The organism is Paenibacillus sp. SORGH_AS_0306, assembly GCF_030819345.1.
Lineage (GTDB): Bacteria > Bacillota > Bacilli > Paenibacillales > Paenibacillaceae > Saccharibacillus > Saccharibacillus kyungheensis.
In genome coordinates this window covers 1,369,062-1,383,062 of record NZ_JAUTBP010000001.1, presented here as the reverse complement: position 1 = coordinate 1,383,062, position 14,001 = coordinate 1,369,062, and the positions used below count along the sequence as shown (strand labels likewise).

At 38.6% G+C, this 14,001-nt stretch carries 9 protein-coding genes and 1 pseudogene; 4 read left to right on the top strand and 6 right to left on the bottom strand.

Annotated elements, in window-relative coordinates; all coding sequences use genetic code 11:
* The first annotated feature begins 446 nt into the window (after nucleotides 1–446).
* Nucleotides 447–2,192, top strand: coding sequence for an ABC transporter ATP-binding protein (locus tag QE450_RS06235; RefSeq protein WP_273615838.1), 1,746 nt, complete (start codon nucleotides 447–449; stop codon nucleotides 2,190–2,192).
* A gap of 9 nt (nucleotides 2,193–2,201) precedes the next feature.
* On the top strand, nucleotides 2,202–4,337 hold the full coding sequence (locus QE450_RS06230) for an ABC transporter ATP-binding protein (RefSeq protein WP_307297847.1): 2,136 nt from the start codon (nucleotides 2,202–2,204) through the stop codon (nucleotides 4,335–4,337).
* A gap of 75 nt (nucleotides 4,338–4,412) precedes the next feature.
* Here the strand turns inward: QE450_RS06230 and QE450_RS06225 are convergent, their stop codons facing one another.
* Nucleotides 4,413–5,684 carry a methyl-accepting chemotaxis protein gene (locus QE450_RS06225; RefSeq protein WP_274170280.1) on the bottom strand — a complete coding sequence of 424 codons (1,272 nt, stop codon included), beginning with the start codon at nucleotides 5,682–5,684 and terminating at the stop codon, nucleotides 4,413–4,415.
* A gap of 342 nt (nucleotides 5,685–6,026) precedes the next feature.
* Here QE450_RS06225 and QE450_RS06220 point away from each other — a divergent pair.
* Nucleotides 6,027–7,194 (top strand): annotated as a pseudogene (locus tag QE450_RS06220) (AI-2E family transporter).
* A gap of 142 nt (nucleotides 7,195–7,336) precedes the next feature.
* On the opposite strand, the gene QE450_RS06215 reads toward QE450_RS06220, so the two are convergent.
* From QE450_RS06215 to QE450_RS06200, 4 genes are all read right to left on the bottom strand, one after another.
* Nucleotides 7,337–8,266: an S-layer homology domain-containing protein gene (locus QE450_RS06215; RefSeq protein WP_307297844.1), complete on the bottom strand. Its 930-nt coding sequence runs from the start codon at nucleotides 8,264–8,266 to the stop codon at nucleotides 7,337–7,339.
* 115 nt (nucleotides 8,267–8,381) lie between these two features.
* A complete protein-coding gene (gene argS, locus QE450_RS06210) occupies nucleotides 8,382–10,091 on the bottom strand; it encodes an arginine--tRNA ligase (protein WP_307297841.1) in 1,710 nt (569 codons plus the stop codon).
* A 582-nt stretch (nucleotides 10,092–10,673) separates the two neighbouring features.
* Complete coding sequence (locus tag QE450_RS06205) at nucleotides 10,674–11,012, bottom strand: four-helix bundle copper-binding protein (RefSeq protein WP_274172944.1); 339 nt, start codon at nucleotides 11,010–11,012, stop codon at nucleotides 10,674–10,676.
* A gap of 79 nt (nucleotides 11,013–11,091) precedes the next feature.
* On the bottom strand, nucleotides 11,092–12,111 hold the full coding sequence (locus QE450_RS06200) for a CobW family GTP-binding protein (protein WP_307297837.1): 1,020 nt from the start codon (nucleotides 12,109–12,111) through the stop codon (nucleotides 11,092–11,094).
* A gap of 149 nt (nucleotides 12,112–12,260) precedes the next feature.
* Here QE450_RS06200 and QE450_RS06195 point away from each other — a divergent pair, with 149 nt between their 5' ends.
* Nucleotides 12,261–12,773, top strand: coding sequence for a MogA/MoaB family molybdenum cofactor biosynthesis protein (locus QE450_RS06195; RefSeq protein ID WP_307297835.1), 513 nt, complete (start codon nucleotides 12,261–12,263; stop codon nucleotides 12,771–12,773).
* A 200-nt stretch (nucleotides 12,774–12,973) separates the two neighbouring features.
* Here the strand turns inward: QE450_RS06195 and QE450_RS06190 are convergent, their stop codons facing one another.
* Nucleotides 12,974–13,972 carry an acrylyl-CoA reductase family protein gene (locus tag QE450_RS06190; protein WP_307297832.1) on the bottom strand — a complete coding sequence of 333 codons (999 nt, stop codon included), beginning with the start codon at nucleotides 13,970–13,972 and terminating at the stop codon, nucleotides 12,974–12,976.
* Nucleotides 13,973–14,001: the final 29 nt, after the last annotated feature.

The following is a 14,001-nucleotide window of genomic DNA, read 5'->3' as shown; positions in this document are numbered from 1 at the left end:
TTTATTCATTTCCGTATATCCAAATAACGATACCTTAAAAAAATATGAAGATTTTATGAATTTTACGTTGACAATGCAAAAATTGCAATGATACAATCAACAGCAGACAGGTACTAATTTAGAAGTTATTACCATCTGCATACTACATTTGAGAAGAAAGGGTGAATCTCCATGGATAAAATGATGAACGTACATATTGACGCTTATATTCCCGTAGCTTTATCACAATTAAATATCGGAGCACCCCGGCAGATGGAATTCTTCAAGTAGATTGTGTACTTTAAATCACGCTTGATCTTTATCCACAATGATATCTATTTTTCATATGGCGGTTGCTCAGCAATCGCGCTATATGATGTCCATACAAGACACGTCGTTTGCGTTTGCAGACGACGTGTCTTTTTATGTGGATTTTGACCAGTGTTCGAAAGAAAGGTAGTGATGATATGTTTGCAGTTTTCAAAAATTTAGGCTGGTTTTTCAGTCGTGAACGAAAGCGGTACTTGATCGGTGTTATTTTATTGATCATTGCCGGCGTGCTTGAATTAGCGCCTCCCAAGCTGTTAGGAAGTGCGATTGATGAGATTTCAGGAGGAACGATTACTGTCTCTTCATTGGTTTATTATATTTCAGTCACGTTAGTTATTTTGGTTGTTATTTATGGAATTACGTATGTATGGATGCACAGTCTATTCGGTGGATCGAATCTAGTAGAGCGTCTTTTACGGACTCGATTTATGGCTCATCTATTGCGTATGACTCCACCCTTTTTTGAACGGAACCGTACAGGTGATTTGATGGCTCGCGCTACCAATGATCTACGTTCTGTTTCTATGACGGTTGGATTCGGAATGCTTACTCTTACCGATTCCACATTCTTTTTATTAACGATATTGTTAGCGATGGGATTTGTGATCAGCTGGAAATTAACGATCGCTGCGATTCTCCCTCTTCCCTTTATTGCTCTTGCTATGGCGATTTACGGAAAAGTCGTACATGAACGCTATACTCTGGCGCAAGATGCTTTCGGGGATATGAATGATCAGGTACTTGAATCAGTCGCAGGTGTACGTGTTATCCGTGCCTATGTACAAGAACGTTTTGATGAGAATCGTTTTGAAAAGATTACCGATGATGTCTATCGCAAAAACTTACGTGTCGTTATGGTCGATGCGCTGTTTGAACCGACGATCCGACTATTTGTTGGACTCAGTTATATTATTGCACTCGGTTATGGAATCTATCTGGTATTTCATAATGAGTTAACACTTGGCGATCTTGTATCGTTTAACTTGTATCTAGGAATGATGATCTGGCCGATGTTTGCAATTGGTGAATTGATCAATTTGATGCAACGTGGTAGCGCTTCGCTAGATCGTGTGAACGAAGTTCTCTATGTCAAACCGGATGTCGAAGATATCGCTCAACCGGTTCATGTACCATCGCTTCATAAGATTGAATTTAAAGATGTCACTTTCCGTTATCCTACTTCTACAGTGGATAATCTAGAGCATCTGAATCTACAGATTCGAGCCGGGGAAACGCTAGGCGTAGTCGGTAGAACAGGTAGTGGTAAGTCTACTCTACTCAAACAACTACTCTATGAATATCCTACAGGAACAGGTGAACTTGAAATTGGTGGTGTATCTATCCACGATATCGCCAAAGACCAATTACATGGATGGATCGGTTATGTTCCGCAAGAACAGATCTTATTCTCGCGCAGTGTGCGTGAAAATATTCGTTTCGGCAAATCAGATGCATCCGATGATGAAGTATTGAATGCGATCCATACAGCAGCATTTGACAAAGATTTGCATACACTTTCTGATGGTCTAGATACGATTGTCGGTGAACGCGGTGTTGCTTTGTCCGGTGGTCAGAAGCAGCGTGTATCTCTGGCGCGTGCATTTATCGCTGAACCTGAAGTATTGATTTTAGATGATGCTTTATCTGCTGTCGATGCTCGTACCGAAACTAGAATTATCGAGAATATTCGTACCAAACGTGCGGGTAAAACAACTCTAATCGCAACTCATCGCCTATCAGCGGTAGAACATGCAGATCATATCGTAGTACTCGATCGCGGTAAAATTATTGAAGAAGGAACTCATGCTGAATTGCTACAGTCGGATGGCTGGTATCGTGAGCAATATGAACGTCAGCAACTGGCAGATTCCTTAGAGGGGTAGGTGTCTTTATTGGAGACTCAAGATTATAACGAGCAACCCACAACGAAGCTCGATAACAAAACAATTACCAAAAGGCTTTATCAATACGCATTACGTTCGAAAAAAACATTTATTATCGCGTTGATTATGTTAGCGATCGGTGTAGGGGCTGAGCTTGCCGGCCCTTTTATCGCTAAAAATATTATTGATAATCATTTATTTGCAATTGAACAACCTTTTTATCAGACTTCTTCTAGTACCAATGCTGTCTTGTATAACGGTAACTATTATAAACGCGAAGGATTCTGGACAGCAGGCGAAACCAAAGGCGCACAGGCTCATGTGATCCAAAGTGGGACGAGCTTTTATTTTATCGAAGGTGCTGTTGAATCAACCAAAGGAGAACGCACGTACAGTAATGGTGTCTTAACAATTCAAAATAACCAAAGTACAGCGAAATATCCAGCGGTGCCGTTAACAGCCAACAAATTATTTTCATTTTACCAACCAGAATTATCAGGTATTTATAAGCTGATTGGCTGGTACTTTGTATTCTTGCTTATTACAATCATTATGGAATTCGGGAAAACCTACTGGTTGCAATCGTCAGCTAACAAAGTTATTCAGCAATTACGCTTAGATTTATATGCTCATATTCAGCGATTGCCAATTCCTTTTTTTGATAATCTGCCAGCAGGTAAAGTCGTATCACGTATTACCAATGATACGGAAGCGGTCAAAGATTTATTTGTCGCAGTACTGGCTAACTTCAGCTCAGGAATTGTATATATGATCGGTGTCTATATTGCACTGTTTTTACTAGACTTTCGACTGGGTCTGATCTGTTTGTTTGTTGTTCCATTGCTTGTTTTGTGGATTGTGTTATACCGCAAAGTTGCAACCAAATACAACACTATTATCCGTTCTAGACTTAGTGAGATTAACGCTATTATCAATGAATCGATTCAAGGAATGTCGATTATTCGTGTATTCCGTAAGCAACGTCAGACTCAAGAAGAATTTGAAAATCTAAACAACGATTATCTGTTTTATCAGAATAAAATGTTAAATCTAAATGCTTTTACTTCGCATAATCTAGTCAATGTGTTGCGTAGTCTTACATTTGCTATTGTATTATGGTATTTCGGTGCTTCTGCACTGGGCGGAGTTGAAGGTGTCATTTCACTAGGGGTACTATATGCGTTTGTCGATGTATTGGGAAGATTGTTCCAACCGGTTACAGGTATGGTCAATCAATTAGCAGCACTCGATCTTTCTATGGTATCTGCAGGACGTGTATTTGAATTAATGGATGAAAAAGGCGAGCCAGTAACCGATGGTGGAATGCCTCGTTACAAAGGTAATGTCGAATTTAAAGATGTGACTTTTGCTTATAAAAAAGATCCTGTTCTCAAGCATATCACCTTTGAAGCGAAGCAAGGACAGACAGTCGCTCTGGTGGGTCATACAGGTTCGGGTAAAAGTTCTATCATTAATCTACTGTTCCGCTTCTATGATCCACAGCAAGGCACGATTACGATTGATGGACAAGATGTACAACAGTTGCCCAAACAATGGTTACGTCAGCATATGGGCATTGTATTGCAAGATCCTTATCTATTTACAGGAACGATTGCTTCTAACGTCAATTTGGAAAATGAACAGATTTCACGCGAACGCATCGAACAGGCTTTACGTGATGTCGGCGCCGAGCAGATTTTGTCTGATCTTCCTAAAGGCTATGATGAACCTGTTATGGAAAAAGGAAGCACATTGTCGGCTGGACAACGTCAATTGATTTCGTTTGCTAGAGCACTTGCTTTTGATCCAGCGATTCTTATTCTGGACGAAGCTACAGCCAATATTGATACTGAGACCGAAGCTTTGATTCAATCGGCTTTGGATGTTTTGAAAAAAGGTCGTACGACTTTTATTATTGCTCACCGCTTATCCACTATCCGTAGTGCAGATCAGATTCTAGTCCTACATCGCGGTGAAATCGTCGAACGTGGTAACCATGATGAATTGATGGAAATCGACGGACGCTATCGCCAGATGTACCGAATGCAAGTTGGTTCTGGTTCTAACGCTATTGCTGATGGTACAGAGTCTGCCAAAGACAAAGAAGTTCCTGTACCTGCTCATCTAATTGGACGCACCACATAATAAACAAAAGAAGCCTGCATTATCCGTCAATTTGGATAAAGCAGGCTTCTTTTTATTTACTTATTCTCTCAATTTTTACAACGAAAACGCTTTTGTTTTTTCTAATAAACGACTGGTCATCATGCTCAGTTCATCAGACGATGATGAGATTTCTTCCATAATCGCTGTTTCTTCATGAGTAGCCATTGAGATTTGTTTGGCTCCTTCATAAAATTTATCAGCCATTTGACGAATCGTATGCACATTCTGGTATGTTAATTCTACACGATCGGTTTGTTCTGTGATCGAATGTTCCATTCCTTGAACAGCAGACATAAATTCATAAACTACATTTGCAAATTCAATCAGTGTAGATTCGACTTTATGCGTATTGGATGTTTCATTTTGTACCAGTTCATTTTGATTATGAATCAATTGCACTGTATCATGAATCTGAGATTGGACTGCCATAATCAGACTATGAATTTTTTGCGCAGAATCGTTACTTTGTTCGGCTAATTTACGAATTTCTGTCGCTACTACTGCAAATCCTGCTCCATGCTCCCCTGCATGCGCGGCTTCAATAGAAGCATTTAATGCTAACAAATGAGTCTGTTCGGCTAATTCTTTGACCGTTCCTGTAACAGCACCGATATCAGAAGCTTGATGATCCAGTAGACGTACCGTTTGTTCCGCTTGTGTCTGAGAGTCTGCAAGGGTGCTCATACCTGATTTTAACGATGAAAAAATATGCTTGGTTGCTTCTACCGATTGCTCCATATTACTGGACAATGCGCGCATATGAGATGACTTCTCTTTCATTTCTTGGAAAGAACCTAACATCTGCTCTGCCGTCTGTAGTGAAGATTCAGAAGATTCACGTTGCTTACCGACACCATGATAAATATCATCGGCTACTGCTGCCATCGATTCAATCTGGCTAGTCGCTTCTGTAATAGATTGACTTAAATTCTCTGCATTATGCGATGTTGTAGTGGTATTGTTAGAAATATCATTAATAATATCTTTAATATTAGTAACCATTACGCGAAACGCATCGTTAAGCACTTTGATCTCATCTTCTTCACGACGTTCTGGAATATCTACCATCAGATCACCGTCTGATACCCGTTTGGCGGCTTTGGATAAATTAACAATTGGCTTAGTTAAAAATTTAGAAATAACAAATCCTAATATTCCGCTCCATGTAATACCCATAAGCAATATAATAGATACATATAACCAATCACTCATCGCTGTTGCTAAATACGCTTTCAAGTAAAAAATAAAAAAAGCACTTGTTCCATACGTAATAATAGATACGCCGATAAAACTCAACACTAATTTTGAACCTAAAGATAATTTCATGATACACCTCATATATCTAAGATTTGGAGTAGAAATAAATAAGGTCATATACTGGATAATGAGTCAAAAGATGAGCCATACTTTGCTCCTACTTGTATTTACTTTTCTACCACTTGAGTCACTTATTAATTTAAATTTTAGCAAAAAATAAGAGAAATCGGTGTGATAAAAGTCATAGCAAAGTAAATTTTATGAGTCTTTCGACGCAATAATTATTTTTGTGTCTTTTTACATATCCTTGTATATGTAACTTGCTCTCTTGCTTGTAGCAAGCTATTCTTAACTTAAAGCTTTTTCACTAACCTAATTAGAGCATAACGTCGTCAAAGGGGATGAATCACTATGGAACGAACTCGGCTTTGGAGCGAGCGATTCAAATTATTTTTTCTAAACAATCGGTTTGTTATTTTTTTACTCGTCTTATTGTTAATCTCACTAAATATTTTTCTACTTTCCAAAATACCTTATGTGTTTACTCCTCTGTTTGTTTTGGTCAAAACGGTCATCTTACCGATCGTTTTAAGTGGTATATTGTTTTACTTACTAAATCCATTAGTGAATTTTCTGGAAAAACGTAAAGTAAAAAGAATTTATTCCATCATTTTGCTGTACCTTCTTATTATCGGTCTGATCGTATTAATTGTTAGTCTTGTGATTCCTGTCATTCAGACACAGATTCGAGAATTAATCCGTAATATTCCTGCCTTTTATGATGGAATTGTAAATCAGATTCAATACTGGTTGGGCGGCGATGTTTCCAAACAAATTCAACATACATTTAGTATCAATCCTAATGATCTGGTACAAAATTTATCGGAAAAAGGTTCTTCGATTATCAATCAGACGTTTACCGGTATCGGTGGGTTTTTGGGAGCATTAACAGAAACGATATTATCTATCGTTACAGTGCCATTTATTTTATTTTACTTATTAAAAGATGGTGCCAAATTACCGGGCTTTATTATGAAATTTGTACCGGTCACTTTACGTAGTCAGACAGGCAAAGTGATGTCTGAAATGAACCACCAAATTAGCTCATATATTCGTGGACAGATTATTGTAAGTCTATGTATAGGGATTCTACTATATATAGGGTATCAGATTATCGGACTTGATTATTCATTAGTGTTAGCCATTGTTGCTTCTTGTACGAGTATTGTTCCTTATCTAGGACCTGCGATTGCAATCACACCAGCATTGATTGTCGCCTTGGTGACTTCGCCATTTATGTTGCTCAAAATGGTAATTGTATGGACGATTGTTCAATTGGTTGAAGGTAAGCTTATCTCGCCACAAATTATGGGTAAATCACTTAAAGTGCATCCTATTACGATTATCTTTGTGATTTTAACAGCTGGTAAATTATTCGGAGTGGTTGGTATTTTGGTTAGCTGTTCCTGGATATGCAGTACTCAAAGTAATCGTGACTCATCTATTCGATTGGTTTAAAGTTAGCTCCAATCTATATGAGACCAAAAAAGCAACTGAACCACCTGTTATCAAGCCTTAATGAAATAACGTGTATTGCGATTTTCTTATTACATTAATCCATCAAAAAGACCTGAACCGACTGTCTATGTCAGCACAGTGGGATTCAGGTCTTTTTTGGTATAAAGATTTATTAACGTTGCAGATATACAGGAATTAATGCTTTATTTAGCTAGTTCTGGTGTATAACCTGCTGGTATTGTTGTTGTTACTTTACCTTCTGTAATCACTTGAGGATTCATTTCACCTGGAGCTGGTTTGGCTGTAGTATAACTAATCACTGCACGCTTATCATCTGTCAACTTTACATCAGTAATTTTGACCGAGTATCCCGGGTTAGGAAGCTGTACTGTCAATGTTACTGTTTGTTGATCTGCTGTATCGGCGGGTGCAATGCTAAGTTCTGGATCATAACCCATTTGACCACCATCCGTTTCGCCCGGTGTAGGAGTTGTTGTATCATCATTAGCTTTATTGTAGCGATCTACCATTTGTACGGCATGATATACCCACTCTGCTGCTTCCATACGTGTAATATCTTTGGTAGGCATAAATGCTTTACCCATTGTACTACGATCGATCACATTCATATTGACCAAATCTTGAATCGCTGCTGAAGCTGTTTTGCTGATTTTGTCTTGATCGGTAAAGACGACAAACATTTTTGTACTCGGGTACGTTCCTGTAACATTAATCGCTTCATGTAACCATAAAGCAAATTGCTCACGTGTTACTTTTTCTTCAGCATTAAATGTTTCTGGCAATGATAAGTTGTTTGCTTTGGCAATAAGCAAAGAATCGGTATACCATGCTTTACGTGCAAGATCATCACCTGGTTCTGTTACATCACCTTTAAGATCAAATGCTTTTACAAGGATTTGAATGGCTTGTGGTTGTGTTAATGTCATATCCGGCTTAAATTGAGTTGAGCTCACTCCGTTAATAACCCCTTTGTCATGTAACGCGTTGACAATTGTTTGATTATCTTTATCTTTTACATCTGTAAACGTAGAAGCTGCACTTGCACTTCCTGCCCCAGCAATTGCCAATGATAATGTTAATACTGCTACCGCTTTTTGTTTATGATTCCACATATATTATATTCCCTCCATTTGAATAGGTCTGTTGCTGAATAATGGTATGTTATTCAACCTTACAATGCCCTAGACGTACAGAAGTAATTATTTGTTGCACCTTTTTGATCTTATCTTACATCTGAGCTGGCGTCTCTATTCCTAATAACGTCATCACTCGTTTTAAATATAATCCGGTTTGTACCGTTAATGCTACACGCTGATTTTTCAATGCTGTAGGGGCATCTACAATACGATCTTTATTATAAAATTGGTTAAATAACTTCGCTATTTCGATAATATATCTAGCCAAAATGGATGGTTCATGTTGAGCAACCGCGCGCTCTAACTGCTGTGTATACGTAGATAAATGAACCAACAAAGCCCAACTTTCATCACTCCAAGGATGGTTGGATATTTCTTGTTCAACAGCATTAGGGTCTGATGTGACTTTTCTCAAAATACTCTGGATTCTAGCATACGTATATTGAATATAAGGCCCTGTTTCTCCTTCAAACGTTACAGCTTGTTGTAATGAAAAATTGATTTCGTTTTGACGATTATTTTTGAGATCACCGAAAATAATTGCACCAATACCTACTTGTTCAGCTACACGCTCTTTATCCGGTAAATCAGGGCTTTTTTCAGAAATAATTCGACGTGCCTGTTCTACTGCTTCATCCAGTACCTCCTCTAAAAAGACGACTTTTCCTTTACGTGTAGACATTTTTTTGCCATCGACTTTCATTAATCCAAATGATACATGTGTACAATCTTTTGCCCATGTGTAGCCCATTTTGCGAAGTACTTCAAAGACTTGTTTGAAATGAAGAGTCTGCTCTCCGCCAACCACATAGACTAATTGATCTGCACCCATCACTTCTTTGCGGTAAATAGCAGTAGCCAGATCACGTGTAGGATAAATCGTTGTACCGTCTGATTTCAAAATCAAACATGGTGGTAATTGGTGCTCATCCAATCTAACTACCTGCGCTCCATCGCTTTCTACTAACAATCCTTTGCTCTGCAATTGTTCGATCACCGCAGGCATTTTATCATTATAAAAACTTTCTCCCAACACATAATCAAATTCCACACCTAACCGTTGATACATGGGCTGAAGTGACTCTATACTCACATCTATAAAATACTTCCATAATTCTATCGCTTGAGCATCACCTTGTTCTAATCTGGCAAACCATTCTCTTGCTTCATCTTCTAACTCCGGTGCTTGTAGAACCTCTTCATGAAATTGAATATACACTCTTAACGATTCACGAATCGGATGATGCTTGAGCTGTTCTGGATCGCCCCAGCGTAAGTATGCTGTAATTAATTTACCAAATTGCGTTCCCCAATCTCCTAAATGATTGACTCTAATCGCTTCATATCCTGCTGCCTCATAGATCCGATGCAAAGCTGCTCCGATTACGGTAGAACGTAAATGCCCTACGCCAAATGGCTTAGCAATATTAGGTGACGACATATCGATCACAATTCGCTGCCCTGCGCCGATCTTAAGTTCTGTATTTTGCTTTTCTGCTAAGCTGGATAATAATTGAGCTCCATAATGCTCACGATTCCATTTCAAATTAACATAAGCACCTACAGCGGTAGCTTGAACCCAAGAATCGGGATGATTTTGAATCGTAGCTGTTAATTCAAGTGCAATCGCTTGAGGGGAACGTCTCCATGTTTTGGCAAGTAAGTAACAGGGAAATGCCAGATCACCCATTTCAATCTGTGGTGGAACTTCTAACATATGTATCAATTGTTCTTCAGTAAGCGATGTTAATGGTTGTAAAATCGAAACGGCTTGGTGTTGGAAAAAAGATGCTAATTTCATCGTTCTAGTCTCCTTTGAATAATATGATGGTACGTTGGTAATACTCAAAAAAACAGCAAAAAAGCACTCATCTTTTAAGTGAATTATCACTTAAGAGACGAGTGCTTATGATTAGCATTCCCGCGGTACCACTCTTTGTACAGTGTATTGATGATCGATCAGGACATACAATCCTATCACATTCATCAACTTTACTGTCACTTGATTACGATAACGGTGTCAGCCGGACTTATCTATACAGGTTCGCAACAGTATCTATGCGATCGCCCTTTCAATAAATCATTTCCCGAGTGCGGTTCACCTACGAATGTTTTACCGGCTCTCACTCTCCCGGCTCGCTGCTTAAACAGTGATCGTTATGGCTACTCTCTCGTTCATTAACGATAAATATTAAAGTTAGAATGTATTATACATACCATGTTAGGTTGAAGCAACTTTATTTTAAAAAAAATGTTTTCTCTTTTCGTAAAATGCATTCACCGCTAGGCTATCAATAACACTCAAACAAAAAGACCTTCGCAAATATGCAAAGGTCTTTAGCAATAGATATTTATCACAGTCATCTATGTATAAAGTAGTAGATTATGCAGCTACCATTAGGTCTTTACACATTTCTACACAATGACGGCAAGCTTCGATACATTCACGAGAATGTTGATTATCGTGCTTAGCACATTCAGCGATACAAGCTTCACATACTTTTGCACATAATTCAGCAATTTCACCTGCAAATTGACTACCTTGACTTAGCGATTGCGCGGTAAAAGAGCAGATTTCTGCACATTCACGAGTAATACGTATACATTCACATAATTTTTCAAGATTATATTCTTTCAAATTAGCCACATACGAAAGGTTACAAGCATTCATAGCCTCGACACAAGCTTCAATATGAGCATGGTATAATTTTTGATTAGTCATCATTAGTATGACCTCCGTTGAGATTGTAATAGTTATATCGAACTATTACCCCGGCTATACTCATATTGAAACTGTGTACTTACGATAATTTAGCAGCTTGCTCTTCTAATGCTAACAACTGTTCCTTTATCTGCCGTTTGTCGAAATGTTCACCGATAAAAACAGCCACATCCGGTACTTCTTTTTGCGGAGTAATCTTCATAAAATCCATTTCGCGATAAGCATACTGGAACAAAAATCGACTTGCGGTGTCGTTAAATGTTAGAATTCCTTTCGCCCGATATACTTCCGTTGGTAAAGACCGAATCACATTCTCAAAATCTTCACTATTGATCGGATGTTCAAAATAATGTGTATAGGCCATCACATGACTATGAGAACCATGCATATGCTCTGCATGATCATGAGTATGGTCATGTTCAGAGTGATCGTGCTGATGTTCACTAGCAGATGAAGTAGACTTATTTCTGTCCAGTGTTTCTTTGGCATCGACTACCGATGACAGGTCTGTATACAGTGTGCTTGGTACTTCACAGCGTATAGTAGTATGGATAGGTGCATACGCATTCCAGCCCCGCAAAATGCCTTCTAATTGAGTAATCGTTTCCGTATCAACACGATCGCTTTTATTCAAAATCAATACAGAAGCACAGCGAATCTGTTCTTGCATAAGACGATACGTTTTACCTTTTTGCTCTTGATACAATTCCCATAGATGAGCAGCATCGACAACGGTAATCAAATTTTTTAATTCCATACGGTTGTATAATGAAGTCTCGGTGACAGCATCTAAAATTTCGATTGGATTCGCCACTCCAGAGGCTTCGATAATAATCACATCAGGCTTTTCGGTTTCCATCAGATTGTACAATTCCATACTGAGATCTGCACGAATCGAACAACAGATACATCCACTTAATAATTCAGCCATTGCTACATCTTGATCAACCATCATCCCATCCAGATTGACATCGCCGATCTCATTCATAATGACAGCAGGTGTTTTGCCAAGTGCTTTCCATTCTTGAATCATATGTTGAAGCAATGTAGTCTTGCCACTGCCTAGAAATCCAGACAAAATATATACAGGTGTTGTCATTGATATCCTCCTTGTGCCTCTTTCTTTACTTTGTTCATTATTGGTCTACTCTTTTATTATACACTGACCTGGCAAGTGTTCATGATCAATCATGACCTGTGTTACAATGGCAAAGATGCTTGAATGAGAACAAAGGAGTGAATAATCATATGAGATCAGTGGATGAACATCGCGCAGAAGCACCTAATACTGTACACTGTATGGTAATTACAGTATCTGATACACGTACGATAGAAACGGATACAGGTGGACAATTATTGCAATCTCTGTTAACTGAACATGGTTATGAGGTTATCGATTATACGATTGTTAAAGATAGTTATGTAGGTATTCGTGAATTGCTTCATGATGCCGCAGAACGTCCGGAAGTCGAAGCTATTTTGTTAACAGGCGGAACAGGTATCGCACCACAAGATGTAACTTTTGAAGCGGTACAAAGTCTTTTAACTAAAGAATTGCCTGGCTTTGGAGAAATTTTCCGCTTTTTGAGTTTTACTGAAGATATTGGTTCGGCTGCGATTATGAGCCGTGCAATTGCAGGTACAATCGGAGGAACCGCTGTGTTCTCCATGCCTGGTTCACGAGGTGCTGTTAAGCTAGCAATGGAACGAATTATTATTCCCGAATTAGGTCATGTTATGCGAGAAATTTATAAAAAATAATTTTAATAGTTAAAAATGGAAAGTAATTATTATAAAATAGTTATTTTCTCGATAAGAAATGATGTATACCGCTGGTTATACTAATTACAATATATAGATGAAATTAGCGCAAAAAAATATAGCAAAAAGCACACTGTGATTGATAAACAGTGTGCTTTTCTATGTTATTTGTTATCTGATACAGTCACATGAGATGAACGTTAAGATGTTACTTTAATCAACTGACGACCTACTGCTTTGCCTGCTAGAATCGTTTCTAACGCTTGTGGTATCTCTTCCAGTGTATATTCGGTCACTGCCTGATTAATCGCTGTTGTCGGTTTCCAGTCGCTTGCTAGATGATTCCAGACTCGTTGTCTAATCTCTAACGGACAGAACACTGAATCAATACCGATTAGATGCGCTCCACGTAAAATAAACGGAAATACTGAACTTTCAAAATCATTACCTGCGGTCATACCAGATACAGCTACTACACCGCGATATGTTAATGATTTGAGACGCTCTCCTAATCCTTTACCACCTGTAGGATCAATAATACCTGCCCATGTAGATGTACCTAATGGACCTTTTACAGTCTGCTCTGCTTCTTCTCTAGAAATAATAGAGGTAGCACCTAATGTGGTTAACCATTCTTTTTGCTCTGCTTTGCCACTTGCTGCATAGACTTCATAGCCTAATGCACTTAGTATCGATATTGCGATCGTACCGACTCCACCGGTAGCTCCAGTGACAAGAATAGGGCCATCTTCAGGTTTCACTCCATGTTGAACCAATGCGTCGACAGACATGCCCGCTGTAAAACCAGCTGTACCAATAATCATCGCTTCTTTGGCAGTTAGCCCTTGAGGTAGCTTGATCAACCATTCTGCTGGTACACGAGCATATTCACTATATCCGCCATAATGACTAACTCCAAGCTTATAGCCTGTACAAAGTACTTGATCTCCTACTTGAAATTGTTCATCAGTAGAATGTACTACTTCTCCTGCCAGATCAATACCCGGTACAAATGGGTACTGCTTGACGATTTTGCCTTCTGCGATACTTGCCAGTCCATCTTTATAATTGACATCTGAATAAGATACTTTAATAGTTACAGACCCTTCTGGTAATTGATCCAACTGTAACGATTGAACCCCACCTGTAACTTCTTGATCTGTCTTTTCTAAAACAAAAGCACGAAATGTCTGTTCCATGTGATTCATCCTTTCTGTATTTCCTTGTT